At 76.7% G+C, this 23,700-nt stretch carries 25 protein-coding genes; 10 read left to right on the top strand and 15 right to left on the bottom strand.

All coding sequences use genetic code 11. The features are described 5' to 3' along the window. Positions 1–14: 14 nt before the first annotated feature. Genes cydC through ACI8AF_RS05590 form a run of 3 tightly spaced genes read right to left on the bottom strand, consistent with a single transcriptional unit; the run spans position 15 to position 5,922 of the window. Positions 15–3,377 (bottom strand): thiol reductant ABC exporter subunit CydC, encoded by a 3,363-nt coding sequence (gene cydC / locus ACI8AF_RS05600; RefSeq protein ID WP_456538687.1) that lies wholly within the window; start codon positions 3,375–3,377, stop codon positions 15–17. Next, positions 3,374–4,393, bottom strand: coding sequence for a cytochrome d ubiquinol oxidase subunit II (cydB, locus tag ACI8AF_RS05595; RefSeq protein ID WP_456538686.1), 1,020 nt, complete (start codon positions 4,391–4,393; stop codon positions 3,374–3,376). The genes cydC and cydB overlap by 4 nt, the downstream gene beginning before the upstream one ends. 11 nt (positions 4,394–4,404) lie before the next feature. Next, on the bottom strand, positions 4,405–5,922 hold the full coding sequence (locus ACI8AF_RS05590) for a cytochrome ubiquinol oxidase subunit I (RefSeq protein WP_456538685.1): 1,518 nt from the start codon (positions 5,920–5,922) through the stop codon (positions 4,405–4,407). Positions 5,923–6,035: 113 nt separating this feature from the next. On the opposite strand from ACI8AF_RS05590, the gene ACI8AF_RS05585 reads away from it, so the two are divergent. From ACI8AF_RS05585 to ACI8AF_RS05565, 5 genes are read left to right on the top strand one after another with little or no spacing between them, the layout of a single operon-like run. Further along, entirely contained in the window at positions 6,036–6,377 is a 342-nt protein-coding gene (locus ACI8AF_RS05585; RefSeq protein WP_456538684.1) for a BlaI/MecI/CopY family transcriptional regulator, read from the top strand. A 3-nt stretch (positions 6,378–6,380) separates the two neighbouring features. After that, entirely contained in the window at positions 6,381–7,313 is a 933-nt protein-coding gene (locus ACI8AF_RS05580) for a M48 family metalloprotease (protein ID WP_456538683.1), read from the top strand. Between the two features lie 36 nt (positions 7,314–7,349). Then, entirely contained in the window at positions 7,350–7,841 is a 492-nt protein-coding gene (locus ACI8AF_RS05575) for an inorganic diphosphatase (RefSeq protein WP_456538682.1), read from the top strand. After that, positions 7,838–8,905 (top strand): epoxide hydrolase family protein, encoded by a 1,068-nt coding sequence (locus tag ACI8AF_RS05570; RefSeq protein ID WP_456538681.1) that lies wholly within the window; start codon positions 7,838–7,840, stop codon positions 8,903–8,905. The genes ACI8AF_RS05575 and ACI8AF_RS05570 overlap by 4 nt, the downstream gene beginning before the upstream one ends. A gap of 5 nt (positions 8,906–8,910) precedes the next feature. Further along, a complete protein-coding gene (locus ACI8AF_RS05565; protein ID WP_456538680.1) occupies positions 8,911–9,279 on the top strand; it encodes a VOC family protein in 369 nt (122 codons plus the stop codon). Between the two features lie 96 nt (positions 9,280–9,375). On the opposite strand, the gene ACI8AF_RS05560 is transcribed toward ACI8AF_RS05565, so the two are convergent. The 7 genes from ACI8AF_RS05560 to ACI8AF_RS05530 all read right to left on the bottom strand — a co-directional run bounded on the left by ACI8AF_RS05560 (position 9,376) and on the right by ACI8AF_RS05530 (position 14,842). After that, on the bottom strand, positions 9,376–10,062 hold the full coding sequence (locus ACI8AF_RS05560) for an SDR family oxidoreductase (protein WP_456538679.1): 687 nt from the start codon (positions 10,060–10,062) through the stop codon (positions 9,376–9,378). Continuing rightward, on the bottom strand, positions 10,059–12,374 hold the full coding sequence (locus ACI8AF_RS05555) for a heavy metal translocating P-type ATPase (protein WP_456538678.1): 2,316 nt from the start codon (positions 12,372–12,374) through the stop codon (positions 10,059–10,061). The genes ACI8AF_RS05560 and ACI8AF_RS05555 overlap by 4 nt, the downstream gene beginning before the upstream one ends. Then, a complete protein-coding gene (locus ACI8AF_RS05550; protein ID WP_456538677.1) occupies positions 12,367–13,263 on the bottom strand; it encodes a hypothetical protein in 897 nt (298 codons plus the stop codon). The genes ACI8AF_RS05555 and ACI8AF_RS05550 overlap by 8 nt, the downstream gene beginning before the upstream one ends. A gap of 7 nt (positions 13,264–13,270) precedes the next feature. Next, entirely contained in the window at positions 13,271–13,480 is a 210-nt protein-coding gene (locus ACI8AF_RS05545) for a heavy-metal-associated domain-containing protein (protein ID WP_456538676.1), read from the bottom strand. A gap of 20 nt (positions 13,481–13,500) precedes the next feature. Further along, entirely contained in the window at positions 13,501–13,809 is a 309-nt protein-coding gene (locus ACI8AF_RS05540; protein WP_456538799.1) for a metal-sensitive transcriptional regulator, read from the bottom strand. A 96-nt stretch (positions 13,810–13,905) separates the two neighbouring features. Continuing rightward, positions 13,906–14,250 carry a helix-turn-helix domain-containing protein gene (locus ACI8AF_RS05535; protein WP_456538675.1) on the bottom strand — a complete coding sequence of 115 codons (345 nt, stop codon included), beginning with the start codon at positions 14,248–14,250 and terminating at the stop codon, positions 13,906–13,908. 100 nt (positions 14,251–14,350) lie between these two features. After that, complete coding sequence (locus tag ACI8AF_RS05530; protein ID WP_456538674.1) at positions 14,351–14,842, bottom strand: Hsp20/alpha crystallin family protein; 492 nt, start codon at positions 14,840–14,842, stop codon at positions 14,351–14,353. A gap of 167 nt (positions 14,843–15,009) precedes the next feature. Here ACI8AF_RS05530 and ACI8AF_RS05525 point away from each other — a divergent pair, with 167 nt between their 5' ends. From ACI8AF_RS05525 to ACI8AF_RS05510, 4 genes are read left to right on the top strand one after another with little or no spacing between them, the layout of a single operon-like run. Continuing rightward, complete coding sequence (locus tag ACI8AF_RS05525) at positions 15,010–15,393, top strand: STAS domain-containing protein (RefSeq protein WP_456538673.1); 384 nt, start codon at positions 15,010–15,012, stop codon at positions 15,391–15,393. 9 nt (positions 15,394–15,402) lie between these two features. After that, positions 15,403–16,674, top strand: coding sequence for a YibE/F family protein (locus ACI8AF_RS05520; RefSeq protein WP_456538672.1), 1,272 nt, complete (start codon positions 15,403–15,405; stop codon positions 16,672–16,674). Next, complete coding sequence (locus ACI8AF_RS05515) at positions 16,671–17,318, top strand: class I SAM-dependent methyltransferase (RefSeq protein ID WP_456538671.1); 648 nt, start codon at positions 16,671–16,673, stop codon at positions 17,316–17,318. The genes ACI8AF_RS05520 and ACI8AF_RS05515 overlap by 4 nt, the downstream gene beginning before the upstream one ends. Continuing rightward, entirely contained in the window at positions 17,308–17,637 is a 330-nt protein-coding gene (locus tag ACI8AF_RS05510) for a TraR/DksA family transcriptional regulator (protein WP_456538670.1), read from the top strand. Before ACI8AF_RS05515 ends, ACI8AF_RS05510 begins: the two co-directional genes overlap by 11 nt. Here ACI8AF_RS05510 and yczE read toward each other — a convergent pair. Beyond that, positions 17,544–18,233: a membrane protein YczE gene (gene yczE / locus ACI8AF_RS05505; protein WP_456538669.1), complete on the bottom strand. Its 690-nt coding sequence runs from the start codon at positions 18,231–18,233 to the stop codon at positions 17,544–17,546. The two genes, ACI8AF_RS05510 and yczE, sit on opposite strands and share 94 nt — an antisense overlap. A 58-nt stretch (positions 18,234–18,291) precedes the next feature. On the opposite strand from yczE, the gene yczR reads away from it, so the two are divergent. After that, positions 18,292–19,728, top strand: a complete 1,437-nt coding sequence (gene yczR / locus ACI8AF_RS05500; protein ID WP_456538668.1) for a MocR-like transcription factor YczR — start codon at positions 18,292–18,294, stop codon at positions 19,726–19,728. 12 nt (positions 19,729–19,740) lie between these two features. On the opposite strand, the gene ACI8AF_RS05495 is transcribed toward yczR, so the two are convergent. Genes ACI8AF_RS05495 through ACI8AF_RS05480 form a run of 4 tightly spaced genes read right to left on the bottom strand, consistent with a single transcriptional unit; the run spans position 19,741 to position 23,693 of the window. Further along, positions 19,741–20,586 (bottom strand): glycosyltransferase family 2 protein, encoded by an 846-nt coding sequence (locus tag ACI8AF_RS05495; protein WP_456538667.1) that lies wholly within the window; start codon positions 20,584–20,586, stop codon positions 19,741–19,743. After that, a complete protein-coding gene (locus ACI8AF_RS05490; protein ID WP_456538666.1) occupies positions 20,583–21,647 on the bottom strand; it encodes a prenyltransferase in 1,065 nt (354 codons plus the stop codon). The genes ACI8AF_RS05495 and ACI8AF_RS05490 overlap by 4 nt, the downstream gene beginning before the upstream one ends. A 28-nt stretch (positions 21,648–21,675) precedes the next feature. Beyond that, on the bottom strand, positions 21,676–22,446 hold the full coding sequence (locus ACI8AF_RS05485; protein ID WP_456538665.1) for a class I SAM-dependent methyltransferase: 771 nt from the start codon (positions 22,444–22,446) through the stop codon (positions 21,676–21,678). Then, a complete protein-coding gene (locus tag ACI8AF_RS05480; protein WP_456538664.1) occupies positions 22,440–23,693 on the bottom strand; it encodes a glycosyltransferase family 4 protein in 1,254 nt (417 codons plus the stop codon). Before ACI8AF_RS05480 ends, ACI8AF_RS05485 begins: the two co-directional genes overlap by 7 nt. Between the last annotated feature and the right edge of the window lie 7 nt (positions 23,694–23,700).

Here is a 23,700-nt window from a genome sequence, read left to right as displayed (position 1 = left end):
CCCGTTCCCGTGCCTCAGGCGGTCACCGCCGCGGGCGCACCGAGGCGCACCACCGTGTCGCCGGGCTCCGCCACGTCGTCGTCGTGGGTCACGCAGACCACCACCCGCCCGGCCAGGGCCGCGCGCAGGTCGCGGACGAGCGCCCGCGCCGTCGGTGGGTCGAGGTGCGCGGTGGGCTCGTCGAGCAGGACGACGTCACGGTCGGCCAGCAGCGCCCGGGCCGCGGCCAGCCGCCGCCGCTCGCCGCCCGACAGCGCCGTGCCGCCGGCCCCGACCTGGGTGTCCAGGCCCTCGGGCAGGCCCGCCAGCAGGCCGCCGAGGCCCGTGGCGGCCAGCGCGGCCCGCATGCGCGCCTCGCCGTCCGGGCCGGCCAGGGCGCCCCGCGGGGCGGCGGTGGCGAGGTTCGCCCGGATGCTCGAGGCGAACACGTGCGACTCCTGCGGCAGCCAGGCCGTCCGTGCCCGCAGGTCGTCCCCGGCGATCCGCGCGGCGTCGACGCCCGCGACCTCGTAGCGGCCCGCTCGCGGGCCCAGCGCCGCCAGCAGGACGGCGAGGAACGTGGACTTGCCCGAGCCGGACGGTCCGCGGACGACCAGCCAGCCGTCGGTGCCGGCCGCGGCGTCCAGCCCGGCCAGGACGTCGGGACCGCCGGGCCAGCCGGCGGTCAGCCCGGAGACGGCGAGCTCGCGGACCGCTGCGGGCGCGGGCACCGGGTCGGCCGGGTCGGCCGGCACCGGGGCGGTGAGGACGGCGTCGAGCCGGGCGCGGGCGTCGGCGAGCGCGCCCCGCCGCCGCAGCGCCGCGACCGAGGCGGCCAGCGGCTCGGCCAGCGCCAGCGGCGCGAGCGCCAGCACCGCGACACCCGGGCCGTCGAGCGGACCGCCCGCGCCGACCGCCGCCGCGACGACCGCCGCGAGGCCGGACCCGAGGACGACGAGGCCGGTGCCCAGCGCCCCCGCCCGGGCACCGGCGCGCGCCGCGGCGCCCTGCCGGCCGGCCAGCGCGGCGAGATCGACCGCGGTGTGCCGGGCCAGCCCGTGCGCGCGCAGGTCGCCGGCGCCCTCGAGCACGGTGGCCGTCTGGCGCAGCGCGGTCACCGCCAGCGCGGCCTCGGCGCGGGCGGCGCCGGCGTCGACCCGCCGGTGCACGAGGACGACGAGGGCGACGGTGACCGCGAGGACCAGCGCGACCGCCCCCGCAGCCGCGGGGTCGAGCAGCGCCAGCGCGCCCACGGTGCCGGCGAGGACGGTGACCGCCACCAGCAGCGGCGGCACCACGCGCACCGAGAGGTCCTGCACCAGGCCGGCGTCGCCGACCACGCGGGCCAGCGCGGCGCCCGGCGTCCGGTCGGCGGCGACGCCCTGCGCGGCCAGGGCGCGCCAGACGCGCACCCGGGTGTCGGCGGCGAGCTGCAGCGCGGCGTCGTGGGCGGTCATCCGCTCGACCCAGCGCATGCCCGCCCGGCCGATGCCGAAGGCCCGCACACCGACGATCGCGACCATCAGCGTGAGGATCGGCGGCATCTCCGCGGCCCGGACGATGAGCCAGCCCGAGACAGCGGTGAGCGCGACGCCCGCCCCGGAGGACAGCGTTCCCGCCGCGACCGCCTTCAGCAGCGCCCGCCGCGGCCACCGCAGCCCCCCGCCCGCCGCCGTCCGCGCCTCCCCGGTCGCCGTCCCCCCGCTTTCCGCACCGAAAGCGGAACCGCTTTCCGCGCCGGAAGCGGTCCCGCTTTCGGCGCCGAAAGCGGGGGAGGGGGCGGGGGCGTCCGGGGCGGCGAGGGTGACGGTGCGGTCGGCGAGGGCGGCCAGCGCGGGGTCGTGGGTGACCAGCACCGCCGTCACCGTGCCGCGCAGGTCGGCGAGCACGCGGGTGACCGTGGCCGCGGCGGCCTCGTCCAGGTGCGCGGTCGGCTCGTCGAGCAGCAGGAGGCGGGCGCCGCGGCGGATCCGCACGAGCGCGCGGGCCAGCGCCACGCGCTGCAGCTCGCCGGGGGAGAGGGTGGTGCACTCCCGCCCCGCGAGCGACGACGCCCCCACCCGCGCCAGCGCCTCCACGACGAACGCCTCGCCCACCACCTCGTCGGCGCCCGGCTCGCTGCCCGCGTGCCGGCGCAGCTCGTCGGCGACGGTGGCCCCGGTGGTTCGCGGGTGCTGCGGCACGTACGCCACGGGCCCGACACCGCTCACCGCCCCGGTGACGACGGCGGCCGGCGGCGTCAGCCCGGCCAGGACGGCGAGCAGCGTCGACTTGCCCGAGCCGCTGCGCCCGCGGACGGCGACCAGCTCGCCCGGCCGCACCACGAGGTCGATCGGGGGCAGGGCCGCCACCGAACGGCCGGGGTAGCGCACCGACAGCCCGGACACCGCGACGTCGGCACCGCGCGGGTCGTCGTCCGCCTCGCCGCGGACCACCGGCGGCACGGGCGCCGCGGCCAGCACGGCCCGCGCCTCGGCGGCCGCGAGGGTCGCGGCCTCGTTCGCGTGGTGCGCGGCGCCGACCGCGCGCAGCGGCGCGAACGCCTCCGGGGCGAGCAGCAGCGCGAACAGCCCGACGGCGAGCGCGAGGTCGCCGTGCACCAGCCGCAGGCCCACCGTCACCGCGACCAGCGCGACCGACAGGGTGGCGATCAGCTCGAGCACCAGCGCGGAGAGGAACGCCAGCCGCAGCGTGGCGAGGGTCTTGCGCCGGGAGGAGTCGCCCAGCTCGGCGAGGGCGGCGGCCTGGTCGGCGGCGCGGCCCAGGCCCACCAGCACGGGCAGCCCGCGGACCAGCTCGGCCACGTGCGCGGCGATGCGGTCCAGCGCCCGGGCGGCGGCGGTCGTGCCGTCGCGGGTGTGCTTGCCGACCAGCACCATGAACAGCGGCACCAGCGGCAGGGTGAGCGCGACGACCACGGCCGAGAGCAGGTCGGCCCGGGCGAGCACGAGCAGCAGCACCGGCGGCACGACGAGCGCCTGCGCGAACGCCGGCAGGAAGGCGGCCAGGCCGGGGCCGAGGTCGCCCAGCCGGGTGGTGGCCAGGACGGCGGCGGGGCCGGGGCCGCCGGCGGCCTCGACCGCGGCCGGCCCGGCGGCCAGCCGGTCGAACAGCTCCCGGCGCAGCTCGTCCTCGGACCGGCGCGCGTCGCGGGCGGCCAGCGCCTCCCCGGCGCTCTGCGCCAGCGCGCGCAGCGCGACGCCGGCGGCCGCGACGACCAGCGGGGTGGTCGGGGCGCCGGACGACAGGCCGGCGACCCGGGCGATCGCCGTCGCCAGGCCGCCGGCGAGCAGGACCAGGCCGGCGGTGGAGACCAGCGCCGCGGCGGCGGCCCGGACCAGGGCGCCGCGCAGCCCGGGCACGCCGGCGAGGGCGCCGCGCGGTCCGCGGGAACTCATGCGGGCAGGGCCTCCTCGTGCACCTCGTGCACCGGCTCGGCGGTCAGCCGCTTGCGGAACACCCAGTAGGTCCAGGCCTGGTAGGCGAGCACCACCGGCAGGCCGACCGCGGCGACCCAGGTCATGACGGTCAGCGTGTAGTCGCTGACCGACGCCTCGGCGACGGTCAGGTCGAACGCGGGGTCGACCGTCGAGGGGATGACCACGGGGTAGGCGGCGCCGAACAGCGTCGCCGCCGAGGCCGCCAGGAGCACTGCCCAGCCGGTGAAGGCCTGGCCCTCGCGGTCCAGCCGGATCCGGGTCCAGGTGACGACGGCGGCCAGCGCGGCTCCCACCCAGAGCACCGCGGTGACCGGGGTGCCGTACCGCAGGTGCACCAGCCCGGCCCAGGCGAGCAGGGGGAGCGCCGCGACCGGCGACCAGCGCAGCGCGAACGCCCGCGCCCGCAGCCGCACGTCGCCGTCGGTCTTCAGCGCCAGGAACAGGGCGCCGTGCACCACGGCGAAGGCGGCCACGCTCACCGCGCCGAGCAGCGCCGACCAGCCCAGGCCGGAGAACGCGCCGCCGACCCGGTTGCCGGCGTCGTCGATCGGCAGGCCGAGCGTCGTCGCGCCCAGGGCGGCGCCGACGCCGAGGCCGGCGACCAGCGAGCCGGCCGTGATGACGTGGGTCCAGGTCGCGTCCCAGCGGGGGTCGTGGTGGGAGTGCCGCCACTCGAAGGCGACCGCCCGCACGATCAGGCCGAGCAGCACCAGCACGAACGGCAGGTACAGCGCCGGCAGCCAGCTGGCGTACCAGCCGGGGAAGGCGGCGAAGATCGCGCCGGCGGCGGTGATCAGCCACACCTCGTTGCCGTCCCAGACCGGGCCGATGGTGCGCAGCATCAGGTGCCGGTCGCGCCGCGAGCGGCCGAGCACCGGCAGCAGCGCGGCCACGCCGATGTCGAAGCCCTCGAGGAGCAGGAAGCCGGTCCAGAGCACGGCGACGGCGACGAACCAGAGGGTCTGCAGGTCCACGGAGGCGCTCCTCAGTACGCGAACGAGAGGACGTCGTCCTGCTCCGGTGTGCCCCCGCGGGGCTCACCGGGGGTCGGGGCGTCGTCGTCCGACGCGCCCTTCCGGACGAAGCGGGTGATCAGGAACAGCTCGATGACGGCGAGCACGCCGTAGACCGCGGCGAGGGTGATCAGCGACGTCCACACCTCGGCGGCGCTGATGCCGGGCGAGACGGCCTGCGCGGTGAAGAAGTACACCTGCTCGCCGACCGGCACGTCCGGGTTCGGGTGGACCACGAACGGCTGCCGGCCCATCTCGGTGAAGATCCAGCCGGTCGCGTTGGCCACGAACGGCGCGGCGACGGCGAGCAGCGAGCCGTAGACGCCGATCCGCCAGGTCGGCACGCGTCCCTTCCGGGTGGCCCAGAGCGCGTAGGCGGCGACCGCGGCCGAGACCGCGCCCATGCCGATCATCAGCCGGAAGCTCCAGTAGGTCACCGCGAGGACCGGCGTGTAGTCGATCGGCTCGCCGGCCTTGTCCCCGAACGACGGGTCGTCGGGGTAGGTCTCGCCGTATACCGCGGCGTACTCCTCCTGCAGCTCGTTGACGCCCGGGACGGCGGTGGAGAAGTCGCCGTGGGCGAGGAAGGACAGCAGGCCCGGCACGGTGATCGAGTGGACGTCGTCGCACTCGTTGGAGCCGAGCTTGCCCCAGGCGAAGACCGAGAACGGCGCCGGTGCCTCGGTCTCGCAGAGCGCCTCGGCCGAGCTCATCTTCAGCGGCTGCTGCTCGTACATGAGCTTGCCCTGCCAGTCGCCGGTGACCGCGACCAGCACGAACGCGGCCAGCGACACCCACCCGCCGAGCCGCACCGACCGCCGCCACACCGAGTGGTCGACGTCGGTCGTGGGCCGGCCGGCCAGCGTGCGCCGGCGCAGGTGCCACAGCCCGATGCCGACCAGCAGCGCGCCCGCGACCATCAGCGAGGCCACGACGGCGTGGCTGTAGGCGGCCAGCGCGGTGTTGTTGGTCAGGACGGCGAGGAAGTCGACCTGCTCGGGGCGGCCCTCGTCGGTGAGCGTGACGCCCACCGGGTGCTGCATCCACGAGTTGGCCGCGATGATGAAGTACGCGCTGATCCACGAGCCGACGACCGCGGCCCACAGCGCGCCGAGGTGCAGCTTCCTGGGCAGCCGGTCCCAGCCGAAGATCCACAGACCGAGGAACGTCGACTCGAGGAAGAACGCCAGCAGCGCCTCCATCGCCAGCAGCGAGCCGAAGACGTCGCCGACGAACCGGGAGTACTCGCTCCACGCGAGGCCGAACTGGAACTCCTGGACCAACCCGGTGGCCACGCCCAGGGCGAAGTTGATCAGGTAGATGCGGCCCCAGAACCGGGTCATCCGCAGCCACTCCGGCTTGCCGGTGCGCAGCCACATGGTGTGCATGACCGCGACCAGGACCCCCAGGCCGAGGGTCAGCGGGACCATGAGGAAGTGGTAGACGGTCGTGATGCCGAACTGCCACCGGGCGATGTCGAGCACGTCCACCGTGCGGTCTCCCTCTGTCGTACGATCGACATGTTCTTTCTACGCCCTGTAGAAGACAATTTTCTACAGCCTGTAGAGGATCGGCGTGTGAGACCGGGAACAGGGAGGGACCTTTGGCCTCATTGGGAGAGCTGGAGCGCACGATCATGGACCGCCTCTGGGTGGCCGAAGGTCCCGTCTCCGCCGCTGACCTGCGCGAATCCCTGGCCGACCGGGGGCTGGCGCTCACCACGGTGCACACGGTGCTCACGCGTCTCGAGCAGAAGGGCTTCGTCGTCCACGACGACGCGCGTCCCCGCCGCTTCGCGCCGCGCGCGAGCCGCGAGGAGCACGCCGCGGAGCTCATGCACGAGGTGCTCGGGCAGTCCGCCGACCGGCAGGCGGTGCTGGCCCGCTTCGTCGGCAGCGTGAGCGAGGACGAGGCGAGGCTGCTGCGCGAGCTGCTCGCCGACTGACCCGTGCTGCCCCTGACGGCGATCGCGCTCGCCTGCCTCGCCGCGCTGCTCGCGTGGCCGGTGCCGGCGCTGCTCGCGCGCGCCCGCTGGCCGCGCCGCGACCCGCTGGTGGCGCTGGTCTGCTGGCAGGCGCTGGGGCTGGCCGGCGGCCTGTCGATCATCGGCGCGCTGCTGGTGCACGGCCTGGCGCCCTGGGGGCACTCGCTGCCCGAGGCGGGGTGGGCGGTGCTACGGGGGCACGCCGCCGTCGACCCGGTGCGCGGCGACCACTGGGTCACGCTGACGCTGGCCGGCGTGCTCGCCGCCGAGCTGGTCGGCGTCCTGGTGCTGTCGTGGGTGCGCACCGCGCGCACCCGCCGGCGGCACCGCGAGCTGCTGGAGCTGGTCGTGCAGCCGGCCGCCTCGCCCGACACCCGGCTGCTCGAGCACCCGGCGCCGGTGGCGTTCTGCATCCCCGGCGCCCGGCCGCTGCTCGTGCTGTCCTCCGGCATGGTCGCGGAGCTCGACGACGACCAGCTCGCCGCGGTCGTCGCGCACGAGCGGGCGCACCTGCGCGAGCGGCACCACCTGCTGCTGCTGCCGTTCGTCGCCTGGGAGGCGGCGCTGCCGGTGCTGCCGGCCGCCGCCCGCGCGCACGCCTCGGTGCGGCAGCTGGTCGAGATGCGGGCCGACGACGTCGCGCTGCGGCTGCTGCCCGACGGGTCGCGACGGACCCTGGCGAAGGCGATCGTCGCGGTGGCCGGCGGCGCCGGGGGAGGGGCGGGGGTGCCGACCGGTGCGCTCGCCGTCACCGGCAGCGCCACCGGGGCCCGCGTCGTCCGCCTGCTCGAGCCGGCGTCCCCGCTGACGGCCGCCGCCCGCTGGGGTGCGCTCGCCGGCGCCGCCCTCCTGCTGCTCCTCCCGACCCTGCTGCTGCTCCTGCCGGCCGTCCTCTGATTTGACGGGCGCGGGTCGTCCGGCCAGGGTCGCGGCGTGGACGTCGACGTGATCGTCGAGATCCCCAAGGGGTCCCGGAACAAGTACGAGTACGACTCGAGGGTGGGGCGGATCCGGCTGGACCGCACGCTGTTCACGGCCACCGGCTATCCGGCCGACTACGGCTTCGTGCCCGACACCCTCGCCGAGGACGACGACCCGATCGACGTGCTGCTGATGGTCGGTGAGCCCACGTTCCCCGGCTGCCTGGTGCGGGCGCGGATCATCGCCGTCTACTGGATGCGCGACGAGGCCGGCCCGGACGCCAAGCTGCTGTGCGTGCCGGCCGAGGACCCGCGGTTCGCGCACCTGCACGAGCTCGAGGACGTGCCGATGCACCAGATCGCCGAGTTCTGGCACTTCTTCGACGTCTACAAGCAGCTCGAGCCCGACAAGACGACCGAGATGGGCCACTGGGAGCAGGCCGCCGGCGGCGTGAAGGCGCTGGAGGACGCCCGGCGGCGCTTCGCCGAGCAGCAGCAGGCGTGACCGACGTCGCGGCGTTCCGCGTCGAGGTGCCGCAGGCCGACGTCGAGGACCTCGCCGAGCGTCTCCGCCGGAGCCGCTGGCCGGTCGAGCAGGACCTGCCCGGGGAGCGCGGCATCGCACCCGCCCGGGTGCGCGAGCTGGCCGCGCGCTGGGCCGGCGGCTGGGACTGGCGCGCGCACGAGGCGGCGCTGAACGCCTTCCCGCAGGTGACGACGACGATCGACGGCACCCGCGTGCACGCGCTGCACGTGCGCTCGGCCGAACCCGGCGCCGTGCCGCTGGTGCTGCTGCACGGCTGGCCCGGATCGGTGGTGGAGTTCCTGCGGGTGCTCGAGCCGCTGAGCGCCGGGCACCACCTCGTCGTCCCGTCCCTGCCGGGCTTCGGCTTCTCCGGCCCGACGCCGGACGGCGGGTGGACGCCCGAGCGCATCGCCCGGGCCGTCGCCGAGCTCGTCCACCGGCTCGGGTACGACCGGTACGTCGTGCACGGCGGGGACTGGGGGTCGCACGTCGGCCGGGACCTGGCCCGGGTGGACGGCGACTCGCTGCTGGGCCTGCACGTGACCATGACGCCGGGCGTCGACGTGCGCGGCGATGCGGCGGCCGCGGCCCGGTGGGACCGCTACCGCGGCGAGCTCGCCGGCTACAACAGCCTGCAGTCCACGCGGCCGCTGTCGCTGGCGCCGGCGCTCACCGACTCGCCGACGGGGCTGCTGGCCTGGATCGCCGAGCGGTTCGCCGAGTGGACCGACCCGGCGAGCGAGATCGACGTCGACCAGCTGCTGGCGAACGTGGCGGTCTACTGGTTCACCCGCACCGGGCCGTCGTCGGCGCAGATCTACTGGGAGCGGGCGCACGCGCCGACGCCGGCGTGGGCGCGCGGCGTCCCCACCGGCGTGGCCGTCCTGCCGCACGACCTGGCCCGGCCGCCGCGCGCGGCCGTGGCCGACGCCGTCGACCTGGTGTCGTGGACCGAGTTCGACCGCGGCGGCCACTTCCCCGCGATGGAGGTGCCCGACCTCCTCGTCGACGAGCTGCGCCGGTTCGTCCGGCTGGTCGGCTGACGCCGGTGCTCGGTCTCGGCGTGGTCGTGCTCGGCGTCGCCGACGTCGAGCGGGCGGCGGCGTTCTGGACCGCGGCGCTGGGCTGCGAGCGGCGGACCGACGGCTTCGGCGGCTGGGCGCTGGTCCTCGTGCCGCCCGCCGGCGGGCCGGGGCTCGCGCTGCAGCGCAGCCGGACGCCGCCGCAGGACCGGCCGCGCCTGCACCTGGACCTGCACGTGGCCGACGCCGCCGAGCAGGCGGCCGAGGTCGAGCGGCTGGTCGGGCTCGGCGCGCAGCGGGTCGACTGGCCGGACTACCCGGAGGACCCGGACTTCGTCGTCCTGGCCGACCCGGAGGGCAACCGCTTCTGCGTGGTCGACCTCGGCCACCGCTGAGCCGGGGCCGAGAAGGCATTCCGTGCACGCCCGTGCGGCGTGCCCCGCCGTGTTCCGTGAACGGGATGCCTTCTCGGCAGGGCCGGGCCGGGCGCCTCAGCCGTCGACCGGTGGGGACAGCACGACCTCGGTGGGGCAGCCGGGGCCGGGGAAGGTGACGACGAACCGCACGGCCGCCGCGACGTCCGACGGCCGGAGCAGCAGCTCGGGGGAGGCCTGCGCGGCCGGCGCGCCCAGCGCCGCGCCGGCCGCCACCAGCCCCGGCGAGACCAGGCTGACCCGCACGCCGCGGGCCTTGACGTCGTGCCACACCGCCCCGGCCAGCCCGGCGATGCCGTGCTTGCTGGCCACGTACGCCGCGTTGTTCGGGAACGCCTGACGGGACGCACCGGACCCGAGGTAGACCAGCGCCCCGCGCGTCTCCAGCAGGGCCGGCAGCAGCAGCGGGGTGACGACGGCGGCCGCGGTGAGGTTGACGTCGAGCAGGTCGCCCCAGGTGCCGGCGTCGGCGGCGTCGGCGGGCGCCCGGTCGAACAGCCCGGCCGCCCAGACGACGGCGCGCAGGTCGCCGCCGGCGACGAGCTCGTCGGCGGCCGCCCGCAGCGCGGCGCGGTCGGTGACGTCGACCTGCCGGGACGTGCCGCCACAGGACCCTGCGGCCTCGGCCAGCCGGCCGGCGTCGCGGCCCCACAGCGTCACGTCGAGGCCGAGGCCGGCCAGCTCGCCGGCGACGGCGCGGCCGATGGCGCTCGACCCGCCGGCGACCAGCGCCCGGCCGCTCACCCGCGCGGTCCGGCGCCGGCGGGCTCCCGGACGCGGCCGGCGGGCACCGGCAGCGCGGCGTCGCGGTTCTCCGGCAGGGGTGCGAAGCCGCGCAGCCGCAGGCTGTTGCTCACCACGAACACCGAGCTGAACGCCATCGCCGCGCCGGCGATCATCGGGTTGAGCAGCCCCGCGACCGCCAGCGGCAGCGCCGCGACGTTGTAGGCGAACGCCCAGAACAGGTTGCCCTTGATGACCGCCAGCGTCCGCCGCGAGAGCCGGATCGCGTCGGCCGCGGCCCGCAGGTCGCCCCGCACCAGGGTGAGGTCGCCGGCCTCGATCGCCACGTCGGTGCCGGTGCCCATGGCCAGCCCGAGGTCCGCCTGGGCCAGCGCGGCGGCGTCGTTGACGCCGTCCCCGACCATCGCCACGACCCGGCCCTCGCCCTGCAGCCGCTTCACGACGTCGACCTTGTCGGCCGGCAGCACCTCGGCGACCACCTCGTCGATGCCCACCTCGGCGGCGACCGCGCGGGCGGCCCGCTCGTTGTCGCCGGTCAGCAGCACCGGCCGCAGCCCGAGGTCGCGCAGCTGCCGCACCGCGGCGGCCGAGGTCGGCTTGACCGCGTCGGCGACGACCAGCAGGCCGCGTGCGGCGCCGTCCCAGGCCACCGCGACCGCGGTGCGGCCCTCGGCCTCGGCGGCGCGCCGTGCGTCGTCCAGCGACGGGGGGAGCGGCACCGACCAGTCGGCGAGCAGCCGCGGCCGGCCGACGACGACCGCCCGCTCCCCGACGGTGCCCTGCACGCCGAGCCCCTCGACGTTGGCGAAGCCCTCGACGCCCGGCAGCCGGCCGCGCTCGGCCGCGGCCCGGGCCACCGCCTGCGCGATCGGGTGCTCCGAGGCCGCCTCGAGCGCCCCGGCCACCCGCAGCAGCTCGTCGCCGTCCTCGCCGGGCGCCGGGACGACGTCGAGCAGGGTCATCCGGCCGGTGGTGACCGTGCCGGTCTTGTCCAGGACGACGGTGTCGACCCGGCGGGTGCTCTCCAGCACCTCCGGGCCCTTGATCAGGATGCCCAGCTGCGCGCCGCGGCCGGTGCCGACCATCAGCGCGGTCGGCGTGGCCAGCCCGAGGGCGCAGGGGCAGGCGATGATCAGGACGGCGACGGCGGCGGTGAACGCGGCCGGCAGCCCGGCGCCCGCGCCGATCCAGAAGCCCAGCGTGCCGACGGCGAGGGCCAGCACGACCGGCACGAAGACGCCGGAGACGCGGTCGGCCAGCCGTTGCACCTCGGCCTTGCCGTTCTGCGCCTCCTCGACCAGCCGCGCCATCTGGGCCAGCTGCGTCTCGGCGCCGACGCGGGTGGCGCGCACGACCAGCCGGCCGCCCGCGTTGACCGTGGCCCCGGCGACGGCGTCGCCCGGCCCGACCTCCACGGGCACCGACTCGCCGGTGAGCATCGAGGCGTCGACCGCCGACGAGCCCTCGGTCACCACGCCGTCGGCGGCGATCTTCTCGCCCGGCCGGACGACGAACAGGTCCCCGGCGCGCAGCCCGGCGACCGGCACCCGCCGCTCGGTGCCGCCCCGCAGGACCGACACCTCCTTGGCGCCGAGCTCGAGCAGCGCCCGCAGCGCCGCGCCGGCCCGCCGCTTGGAGCGGGCCTCGAAGTACCGCCCGGCGAGCAGGAACGCGGTCACCCCGGCGGCGGCCTCGAGGTAGATGTTCGCGCTGCCGTCGCCCCGCTCGATCGTGAGCTCGAAGGGGTGGGTCATGCCGGGCTCGCCGGCGGTGCCCCAGAACAGCGCGTACAGCGACCACGCGAACGCGGCCAGCGTGCCGAGCGAGACCAGGGTGTCCATGGTCGCCGCGCCGTGCCGCAGGTTGGTCCACGCCGCCCGGTGGAACGGCAGGCCGCCCCACACCACGACCGGCGCGGCCAGAGTGAGCGAGAGCCACTGCCAGTACTCGAACTGCAGCGCCGGCACCATCGCCAGCGCGACCACCGGGATGCTCAGCACGACGGAGACGAGCAGCCGCGTGCGCAGCGCAGCGGCGGGGTCGGCCTCGGCGGGCGCCTCCGGCTCGGCCGGCTGCGGCAGCGCCGCGGTGTAGCCGGTCCTCTCCACGGTGGCGATCAGGTCGTCGGTCGTGACGCCGTCGGCGAAGGAGACCCGCGCCTTCTCCGTCGCGTAGTTGACGGTGGCGGTGACGCCGTCGAGCTTGTTCAGCTTCTTCTCGATGCGCGCGGCGCACGAGGCGCAGGTCATGCCGCCGATCAGCAGCTCGGTGGACTGCAGCCCGGTGGACTGCAGCCCGGAGGTCTCAGCCATGGTCGTGCCCCTCGCCGGCGTCGACGGTGAACTCCGCCGTCCGCACCACGTCCCCGTGCCGGAAGTCGAGGAACAGCCGGTAGGTGCCGTCCGTGGGGGCGGTGGTGGCGAACGGGATCCGCGGCCCGGCGCCGGCGCCGTCGTCGGGGTGCACGTGCACGTAGGCGAGGTCGCCGGCGCGCAGGACCACGAGGTGGCCGTAGGCGCCGAGGTAGGGCTGCAGGTCGGTCACCGCCTGCCCGTCGCGGGCGACCGTGGCGGTCAGCCGGGTCTCCTCGCCGGGCACCAGGTCGCCGTTGAGCGTGACGGTGTAGCCGTCGACCTCGACGGTGCGGGTGGTCGCGGGCAGCGCGGCCGGCACGAGCTCGCCCGGCACGGCGAGGTCGGCGCCGAGCACGCGCTTCGCGCCGTCGGCCGCCGGCACGAAGTCGGCGAGGATCCGCCAGCTGCCCGGGGTGAGCGCCAGGGCGGCCGTCCACGTGCCGTCGGCCGCCATCTGCGGGTGCAGGTGCTGGTAGCCGGAGAGGTCGCGGCGGACGGCGATCAGGTGCAGCCGCTGCTCGTGCTCGACGGCGAAGTCGGTGACGGCGGTGCCCTCGTCGTCCAGGACGTGGAAGGTGACCGGGGTCGCCGGGCCGGCCGGGGCCGCGTCCGCGTCGAGGTGGAGCGTGTAGCCGCCGTCGGAGACGGCCAGACCGGCGGGCTGCGTGCTCCTGCCCCCGGCCGGGTGCTCCTCCTCGGCGGCGTGCCCGCCCCCGGCCGCGGCGTGCTCGGCGTCGGCCGCGGGTGCGACGTCGACCGGGCCGACCACCGCGCCCACGCCGAGGGCGGCGCCGAAGGTGGCGACCAGGCCCAGGGCGAAGGCGGCGACCTTGGCGGGGGTGCTCACCGGGCCCTCAGCGCCCCGCGAGCGCGTAGCCCGCCTCGTCGACGGCCGCGGCCACGTCCTCGTCGTCCACGGGGGAGTCGCTGGTGACCGTCAGCGCGCCGGACTCGAGGTCGACCTCGACGGCGGTGACGCCGGGCAGGGCGCCGACCTCGTCGCTCACCGCGTTCACGCAGTGGGCGCAGGTCATGCCGGTGACGGTGTAGGTGGCGGTGCTCATGGGGGTGTTCCTCTCGGGGTTCAGGAGCGGACGAGCCGGGCGATCGCGTCGGCGGCCTCGCGGACCTTCTCGTCCGCCTCGGGGCCGCCGGCCTGGGCGGCGGAGACCACGCAGTGGGAGAGGTGCTCCTCGAGCAGGCCCAGCGCCACCGACTGCAGCGCCTTCGTCATCGCGGAGACCTGGGTGAGGATGTCGATGCAGTACTTCTCGTCCTCGACCATGCGCTGCAGCCCGCGGGCCTGGCCCTCGATGCGGCGCAGCCGGGTCAGGTAGTCCTGCTTGCGGTTGATGTAGCCGTGGTGCGCCGGCGGGGTGCCGGTCTCCTCGATCGCCACGCCGTCTCTCCTGCCGTCGGTCCCGGCCGCGGGCGTGCGCCGCGGCCACGGCAGGAACCATACCCCCCTAGGGTGTCTGCCGCCAGGCGGTCAGCGCTCCTCGTCCCGCTCCGCGGTCAGGCGGTCGACGTCGGCGCGCAGCCGGTCGGCGTCCGCGCGCGCCTCGGCGAGCTCGTCCTGCAGACCCACGATCGCCTCGGCCGAGGCCAGGGAGTGGCCGTCGTCGAGCAGGCCGCGCATGCGCGCGGCGACGTTCAGCTGGGCGCGCGAGTAGCGCCGGTGCCCGCCGGGGGAGCGGTGCGGCTGTAGCACGCCGGAGCTGTCCAGGCTGCGCAGGAACGCCGCCTGCACGCCGAGGAGCTCGGCGGCCTGGCTCATGGTCAGCGCCGGGTAGTCCGGGTCGTCGAGCCGCCGCAGCGGGTCGTGCTCGGTCACGGCACCTCCTCTTGCAAGGCCGGTTCTGGAGAGGCCGGCTCCGGAAAGGCGGAGGGGCCGGCCCCGGTCGGGGCCGGCCCCTCGTGCGTCCGCCGTCGGCTCAGGCCTCGACGGCCTTGGACCCCTGCGACTCGCCCTCGATCGTGCGGTGCTCGACCGGGGCGGGGGTGTCGGCGCGGCTCACCTGGATCCTGCGGGCCCGCGCCTTCTCGGCCACCGGGATGCTCACGGTGAGCACGCCGTCGTGGTAGCTGGCCTCGAGCCGGTCGGTGTCGAGGCTCCGGCCGAGGACGAGCTGCCTCGTGTAGCTGCCGTACGGCCGCTCGGCCGTCAGCCACTCGGCGTTCTCCAGCTGCGGGACCGAGCGCTCGGCGGTCACGGTCAGGGTGTTGCCCTCGATCGACAGGTCGATCGAGCCGGGGTCGACGCCGGGCAGGTCGAAGTGGGCGACGAAGTTGTCGCCGACCTTGTAGGCGTCCATCGGCATGCCCGAGAGCGGGCGGGCGGTCCCCATGCGGCCGGTCAGCTGGTCCAGCAGCCGGAAGGCGCTGTTGGTGGCGGCGAACGGGTCGTAGGCGGTCAGCATGGCCATCGCGGTGCAACCTCCTGGGTGTCTCTGGTGTTGTTCGCTGCCCGAGGGTGAACCTCTAGTGGCGACTAGAGATTACCTCGGCCACGCACCAAAGTAAACGTCTGCCGCTCACTTTTGTTCCGGGCCCGCGGCGTGTGAACGGCGGCCGTCCCGGCTACCCGGGGGGCGTGGACGAGCACCCGACCGCACCGACCCGCGATCCCGACGAGAAGCCGGCGCCCGGGGAGCCGGAGGTCACCTCGGAGCTGCGGGGGGACACCGCCGTCGTCACCGTCGTGGGGGAGCTCACCGAGGCGGCCCGCCGGCCGCTGGTGCGCACCTTCACCGACCTGCTGCTGAGCCACGCCCCGCTGCAGCGCGCCGAGCTGCGCCTGGCCGGCACCACCTTCATGAACTCGGCGGGGATGGCGGTGCTGGTCCAGCTGCAGAAGCTCGGCCAGCCGCGTGCGGTCGACGTCGTCCTGGTCGGCCCGCCCGAGGCCGTCGCCCGCCCGCTGCAGCTCGCCGGCCTGTGGCACCGCTTCCCGGTGGAGGAGGGCGGCGCCTCCTAGCCTGACCGGGTGCCGCCCTCTCACCCGCACAGCCACGGCCCCGACCCGGACGCGCCGCCGCCGGACGAGCAGACCCTGGCCCGCCGGCGCCGCGCCGTCCGGCTGATGCTTTTCCTGCTCGTCCCGGTGGGGCTGGCCACCGTGCTGGGCCTGGTGCTGCTGTGGCCGAGCGGTGAGCCGGGCCGCGCCGAGCGGGCCGCGGCGGCCGCCGTCCCGGCCGGCACGACCTACCCCGAGGGCACGGTCTCGACCGTCACCCCCTACGACTGCTCGGTGACCGACCAGACCGGCCGCGCGCAGCAGCTCACCTGCGCGACGCTGGTCGTCGAGGTCACCGAGGGCGACGGCGCCGGCGAGTTCGTGCAGATCGACGTGCCCGCCGAGGTCGTGTCCTACGGCATCGAGGAGGGCGACGAGATCGTCCTCCAGCGCGACCCGGGGGCGGCCGAGGGGCCGAGCTACGCGTTCCACGACTACGCCCGGACGACGCCGATGGTCGTGCTGGCGATCGCGTTCGCGGTGGTGGTCGGGGCGGTCGCGCGGCTGCGCGGGCTCGCCGCCCTGCTCGGCCTCGGGTTCGCGTTCTTCATCCTGCTGCAGTTCATGCTGCCGGCGCTGCTGGAGGGGTCCCCGCCGACGCTGGTGACCCTGGTCGGGTCGGCGGCGATCATGTTCGTCGTCCTGTACCTCGCCCACGGGTTCTCCGCGCGGACGACGACGGCGCTGGTCGGCACGCTGTTCGGGCTCGCGCTCGTCGCGGGGCTGGGCGCGCTCGCCGTGTCGGTGAGCAGGCTGACCGGGCTCTCCAGCGAGGAGACGATCCAGCTGCAGACCTACGACCCGGCCCTGGACCTCTCGGGGCTGGTCATCGCCGGCGTGGTCGTCGCGGGGCTGGGCGTGCTCAACGACGTGACGATCACCCAGGCCTCGGCGGTGTGGCAGCTGCACGAGGTCGACCCGGGCATGAGCTGGCGGCAGCTGTTCTCCCGCGGCATGGCGATCGGCCGCGACCACATCGCCTCGACGGTCTACACGATCGTGTTCGCCTACGCCGGTGCCGCACTCCCGCTGATGCTCCTCTTCAGCATCTACAGCCGGCCCGCCGGCACGGTGCTCACCGGCGACGTCGTGGCCACGGAGGTCATCCGCACCCTGGTGGGCGGCATCGGCCTCGTCCTCGCCACCCCGGTGACGACGGCGGTGGGCGCCTTCCTCGCGCGGTTCTCGCAGCCGGGGGAGGCGCGCGGGTTGTCGTCCCTGAGGGCGAGACTGGCGCGGTGAGCGAGCCGGCGAGCGAACCGTTGGACGAGTGCGATCTGCTGGCGGCCGCGGAGGCCGCGCCCGGGTTCATGCCCCCCGACGAGGGGCGGGCGCTGTACGAGGCGGCGCGCGAGGTCGCCGTGCCGGGGCCGCTGCTGGAGGTCGGCACCTGGATGGGCAAGTCGGCGCTCTACCTCGCCGCCGCGGCCCGCGCGACCGGCCGCCAGGTCGTCACCGTCGACCACCACCGCGGCTCCGAGGAGCACCAGCCCGGCTGGGAGTACCACGACCCGTCGCTGGTCGACCCCGCCGTCGGCCGGCTCGACACCCTGCCGCGGTTCCGCCGGACCGTCGCCGACGCCGGCGCCGAGGACGTCGTGATCGCCGTCGTCGCCCGCTCCGAGGTGCTGGCGCCGCTGTGGACCACCCCGCTGGCGCTGCTGTTCCTCGACGGCAGCCACACCGAGGAGTCCGCCCGCCGCGACCAGGACGCCTGGGTCGCCAAGCTCGCCGTCGGCGGGACCCTCGCCATCCACGACGTCTTCCCCGACCCGGCCGACGGGGGCCAGGCGCCGTTCGGCGTCTACACCCGGGTGCTGGCGAGCGGTGACTTCACCGAGCTGCCCGGCACGGGCTCGCTGCGGCTGCTGCGCCGTGACCGGTGACGCCCTGGCGGCCGAGCGGGCGGCCGCGCTGGCCCAGATCGCGGCGCTGACGCGGGAGTTCGACGACGTCGTGGCGGCCTCGGCGTCGTCGAACGCCGACGACGAGCACGACCCGGAGGGGGCGACGATCGCCTTCGAGCGGCAGCAGGTGGCGGCGCTGCTGGAGTCGGCGCGGCGCCGGCTGACCGACGTCGAGGCCGCGCTGGCCCGCCGCGCCGCCGGTGGCTACGGGGTCTGCGAGGTCTGCGGCGGGGCCATCGCCCCCGAGCGGCTGGCCGCCCGGCCGGCCGCGCGCACCTGCATCTCCTGCGCCCGCTGAGCACCCGGCACGGTGAGCAGCGGCAGCAGCGCGTGCACCAGCGGCCCGATCGCCAGGGCGTAGACGACGGTCACCACGCCGAGGGTCCCGCCGAGCGCCCAGCCGGTGAGGACGACGGCCACCTCGATCCCGGTGCGCACCAGCCGCAGCGACCAGCCGGTGCGCGCCACCAGGCCGGTCATCAGCCCGTCGCGCGGACCGGGGCCGAACCGGGCGCCGATGTAGAGCGCGGTCGCCACGGCGTTGAGCAGGATGCCGCCGGCGGCCAGCGCGATCCGGCCGGCGAGCGCGTCGACGTCCGGGACCAGCGCCAGCGCGCCGTCGACCGCGATCCCGATGACGACGACGTTGCTGACCGTGCCGAGCCCCGGGCGCTGGCGCAGCGGGACCCAGCAGAGCAGCACCAGGGCGCCGATGACCACGGTGACGGTGCCCAGCGACCACCCGAGCCGCTCGGACAGGCCCTGGTGCAGCACGTCCCACGGCATGTTGCCCAGCGCGGAGCGGATCATCAGCGCCATCGAGACGCCGTAGAGCGCCAAGCCGAGGTACAGCTGGACCAGCCGGCGGGGGAGATGGGCGGGGACTCGCGTCACCGGTCCATCGTGCGCCAGGATTGGCCTGTTCCCCACATGCCAATCGGGAGGAAGTGGCGTGGTCGCCGTCTCCGCCGTCCGCCTGGCGCAGCTGCTGGGCGACCTGGCCGCCGTCCGCCCGCCGCGCTACGCCGCGCTCGCCGACCGGGTGCGGCTGCTGATCGCCGACGGCCGGGTGCCGCTGGGCGCCCGGCTGCCGGCCGAGCGCGAGCTGGCCGGGGCGCTCGGGCTGAGCCGGGCCACGGTGACCGCGGCCTACGCGCGGCTGCGCGAGGACGGCTGGGCCGACGCGCGGCAGGGGGCCGGCACGTTCGCGGTGCTGCCGGCCGGACCCGCCCGCGGCGCCTGGCTGCCGGCGCCGCCCGGGGACGGCGCGATCGACCTGGCCCACGCCGCGCCCGCCGCCCCGCCCGAGGTGCCCGCGGCCTTCGCCGCCGCGCTGGCCGAGCTGCCGCGCCACCTGCCGGGTCACGGCTACCACCCGGCCGGGCTGCCGGAGCTGCGGGCCCGCATCGCCGACCGGTACACCGCCCGGGGCCTGCCCACCGCGCCGGAGCAGGTGCTGGTGACCGGCGGGGCGATGGCCGGGGTGTCGCTGGCGCTGTCCCTGCTGCTCGGGCCGGGCCGTCCGCTGCTGGTCGAGCAGCCCACCTACCCGACGGCGCTCGACGCCGCCCGCGGCCTCGGCGCCCGCCTGCTGCCCACCGCGCTCGACCCCGAGGCGCCGGACGAGTGGCCGGCCACCGCCGTGCGGGCGCTGCGCACCGTCCGCCCGACGGCCGCCTACCTGGTGCCCGACTTCGCCAACCCCACCGGCCGGCTGCTCGGGGCGGCCGACCGCGAGCGGCTGGCCCGGGAGCTGCGCCGGGCGGGCACCGTCGCCGTCGTCGACGAGGCGTTCGTCGAGCTCGGCCTGGACGCCGAGCCGCCGGCCCCGTTCGGCGCGTTCGCCCCGGGCAGCGTCTCCGTCGGGACGCTGTCGAAGCTGTTCTGGGGCGGCCTGCGGGTCGGCTGGGTCCGCGGCGACGCCGACGTCGTCCGCCGGCTGACCGTGGCGCTGGCCCGGACCACGATGGCCGGCGCGGTCGTCGAGCAGCTCGCCGCGTGCGTGCTGCTCGACGGCGCCGAGGCCGCCCGCGAGGGGGTGCGCGCACGGCTGCGGGAGCGGCGCGCCGCGCTGCTGGACGCGCTGGCCGAGCGGCTGCCCGCGTGGCGGGTGCCGGTGCCGCCGGGCGGGCTGTTCCTGTGGTGCGCCCTGCCGGAGCCGCGGTCGAGCGCCCTCGTGCTCGCGGCCGAGCGCCTCGGCGTGCGGCTGGCCCCCGGCCCCTTGTTCGGCACCGGCCACGCGCTGGAGGACCGGCTGCGGCTGCCGTTCACCCAGCCGCCGGAGGTGCTGCGCCGGGCGATCGGCCTCCTGGCGCGGGCCGACGCCCGGGCGACCGGGCGGCCGGGGCCGGCGCCGGCCGGGGAACGGGACGTGCTGGCCGTCAGCTGAGGCGGCGGCGCCTCACGCGCCGGCGAGCCGCCGCACGTCGGCCCACACGGCCGGGGGGACCGGCTTCCTGCGGCGCAGCGCGGCGGGCAGGTCGGGGAGGGCGCGGGCCAGGCCGCGCAGGCCCGGCTCGCCGGCCCGGACGGCGCGGAGCAGCAGCCCCGGCAGCTCGCGGGCGGGGTGCCGCATCAGCGCGGTGAGCAGCTTGCTGCGCCAGATCGCCGCCTGCCGCCGCGCCGGGGCGTCCCGGCGCGGCGAGGGGTGGTGGTGGACGGTCACGTCGTCCACGTAGGCCATCTCCCAGCCGGCCGCGGCCAGGTCGAGCGCGACCCGCTCCTCCTCGCCGGGGAAGCGGACGACGGGGTCGAAGCCGCCGACCGCCTCGAACGCCTCGGTGCGCACCACCGCGCCGCAGGCCACGAAGCCGAGCAGGGCGGGGCCGGGGAGGTCGTCGGGCGTGCCCAGCGCGCTGGCCGCCATCTCCGCGCAGACCGGGTCGAGCCGCTCCTCGGGGCCGACGAGGATGCGGGCGTTGAGCAGCGCCAGCCGCGGGTGGGCGCGCAGCGTCTCGACCGCCCGGGCGAGGTCCCCCGGGGCCCACCACGAGTCGTCGTCGGCGAACGCCACGAACTCCGCGCCGGCGTGGGCGACCCCGAGCGTGCGGCCGTGGGCGCCCTCGTTGCGCTCCAGCGGCAGCACGGCGACCTGCGGGTGGGCAGCCCGCACCGCCTCGACGGTGCCGTCGGTCGAGCCGTTGTCGACGAGGACCACCGGCGCCTCGTGCCGCGCCAACGTGGCCAGCAGGTCCTCCCGGCGGTTGCGGCTGGCGACGACGACGGCGACCTCGGTGCGGGAACTCACGGGAGGACTCTGCCCGCCCTCCCCGGCAGCCAATCGGGCGATCGCGGGGCGTCCGCGGCGCCGGGCGCGGGCAGCGCGCCGGGATCGGTGAACAGCCGCGACCCGCCGCCGGCCCCGGTGAGGGCGTCGGCGGCCAGGACGACGGCCGCGGCGGTCCACGTCGTCCGCTCGACCGGCCAGCGGGCGTCGTCGGGGTAGACGTAGCCGGTCCAGTAGGAGCCGTCGTCGGCGCGCAGGTGCTGCATGGCGGCGAGCTGCTCGACCGCGGCGTCGCGCTGCCCGGCGGCGGCCAGCGCCAGGGCGAGCTCGCAGGTCTCGGCGCCGGTCACCCACGGGCGGTCGGCGACGCACCGGGCCCCGAGCCCCGGGACGACGAAGCGGTCCCAGTCGGCGGCCAGCCGGTCGCGGGCGTCGCCGCCGGTCACCGCGCCGCCGAGGACCGGGTAGTACCAGTCCATCGAGTAGCGCGACCGGTCGGCGAAGGCCTCGGGCCGCTCCCGCAGCGCGGTGCCGAGCTCGGTGACCGCCAGCTCCCAGTCGGGCTGGGCCTCGCCGTGCAGCCCGGCGAGCGCGATGCCGCACCGCAGGGCCTGGAACAGGCTGGCGTTGCCGGTGAGCAGGGCGACGTCGTCGGGGCTGCCGTCGGGGCGCAACGCCCAGCCGACCGCGCCGCCCGGCAGCTGCATGCGGGTGACCAGGTCCAGCCCGCGGCGGACCGCCGGCCACAGCTCCGCGAGCAGCTCCTCGTCCCCGCTGACCAGCCAGCTGTGCCACAGGCCGACGGCGAGGTAGCCGGCGTGGTTGCTCTCCGCGGCGGGGGCGGTCTCGACGCCGCCGCGGTACTCGGCGGCCCAGGAGCCGTCGGGGCGCTGCCGGGCACCCAGCCACCGGTAGGCCGCGCGGGCGCGGGCGTGCTCGCCGCCGACGTCGAGCGCCATGGCCGCCTCGACGGAGTCCCACGGGTCGAGCCGGCCGCCGCGGAACCAGGGGAGGGCGCCGTCGCGGTCCTGCTCGGCGGCGATGGCGGCCACGGTGGCGCGGACCTGGTCGGCGCCGAGCACCCCCGGCAGGTCGGGCAGGCCGCCGGGGTCAGCGCGCCGCAGCGGTCCGCTCCGCGTCCGTGCTGCCCGCGGCGGCCACCGGCCGCTCGCGCGCCGGCTTGTCCGCGTAGAGGACGAAGCTCTTGCCGATCAGCGGGTCGAGCACCTTCTCGGCGGTGCGGGTGAGCCACGGCCGGCGCACCAGGTCCCAGACGAGCAGCCGGTGGTAGGCGCGCACGGCGGCGGTGTCGTTGTCGACGCCGACCGCGCACTTGAGCCACCAGAACGGGGCGTGCAGCGCGTGCGCGTGGTGGCTGCCGCCGGGGGTGAGACCCGCCGCGAGCAGCCGGGTGCGCAGCACGTCGCCGCGGTAGATGCGCACGTGGCCGCCCTCGTTGGCGTGGTATGCGTCGGACAGCGCCCAGCAGACGCGCTCGGGGCCGTAGCGGGGGACGGTGACCGCGACCCGTCCGCCGGGGGCGAGCACGCGGGCGATCTCGGCGAAGGCGGCGGCGTCGTCGGGGATGTGCTCGAGGACCTCCGAGGCGATCACCCGGTCCACGCTCGCGTCGGGGAAGGGCAGGGCGGTGAGGTCGCCGCGGACCACCTCGGCACGGGCGCCCGCCGGGGCCTGGCCGGCCTCGGCGATCGCACCCAGCCAGCGCTTGGTGGTCTCGACCTCGTGCCGCCCCCAGTCGACGGCCACGACGTGGGCGCCGCGGCGGTAGGCCTCGAAGGCGTGCCGGCCCTCGCCGCACCCGAGGTCGAGCACCCGCATGCCCGGCCGCAGGTCGAGCCGGTCGTAGTCGATCGTCAGCACGTGCTGCCCCTCGCGCGCAGCACCTCGGCGTACCAGTCGGCGGTGCGCTGCGCGGTGGCCCGCCAGGTGAACGACTCCAGGACCCGCCGGCGGCCGGCGCGGCCGAGCTGCTCGCCGAGGGAGGGGGAGTCGAGCACCAGCGCGAGGGCGGAGGTGAGCTCCCCGACGTCGCCGGCCCCCACCCGCAGGCCGGCCTTGCTGCCGACGACCTCGGGCAGCGCCCCGGCGTCGGTGGTGACCAGCGGGGTGGCGCAGGCCATGGCCTCGATCGCCGGGAGCGAGAACCCCTCGTACAGCGACGGGATCGCCACCACCGCGGCCGACTGCAGGAGCTCCACCAGCTCGGGCTCGGGGAGGAAGCCGGTGAACCGCACGGCGTCGTGCAGGGCCAGCCGGTCCAGCGCGGCGGCCGCCGGGCCGCCCGGGCGGGCGGTGCCGACGACGGTGAGCCGCACGGCCCGCTCGGTGCGCAGCTTCGCGACCGCCTCCAGCAGGTGCACCAGCCCCTTCAGCGGGACGTCGGCGCTGGTGATCACGACGATCGAGCCGGGGTCCCGCGGCCGGTCGGCCGGCGGCGGGGTGAACACGTCGGGGTCGATGCCGACCGGGATCACCTCGATGCCGGCGCCGGGCACGCCCATGTGCGTCTCGATGTCGCGGCGGGAGTTCTCCGACACCGTGGTCAGCCCGTCGAGCCGCTGCGCGACGCGGGCCTGCATGCGGGTGAAGGAGTACCAGCGGCGCAGGGTGAGCCGGCGGCGCAACGTCGGGGCGGCGGCCAGCTCGAGGGCGCGGTCGATCGCGATCGGGTGGTGGACGGTGGCAACCGTCGGCAGGCCGGCCCCGGGCAGCCGCAGCAGCCCGTAGCCGAGCGACTGGTTGTCGTGGACGACGTCGAACTCGGCCCGGCGGCGCAGCAGCAGGCGGGCCGCGCGCAGGCTGAAGGTCAGCGGCTCCGGGAAGCCCGCGGTGCACATCGTGGCCCACTCGGCGACGTCGACCCAGTCGCGGAACTCCGACGGCCGGGGCGTGCGGAACGGGTCGGGCTCGCGGTAGAGGTCGAGGCTCGGCACCGGCGTGAGCGGGACGCCGTCGGCGAGCTCTGGGTAGGGCTGGCCGCTGAACACCTCGACCCGGTGGCCGAGCCCGACCAGCTCGCGGGAGAGCGCGCGCACGTAGACGCCCTGGCCCCCGCTGTGCGGCTTGCTCCGGTAGGACAGCAGTGCGATGCGCAACGACCGTCCCATGGGCGGG

It is taken from the genome of Blastococcus sp. SYSU D00669, from assembly GCF_054050715.1.
The sequence above is the reverse complement of the archived record's forward strand: the minus strand, read 5'-3'. Positions and strand labels throughout refer to the sequence as shown.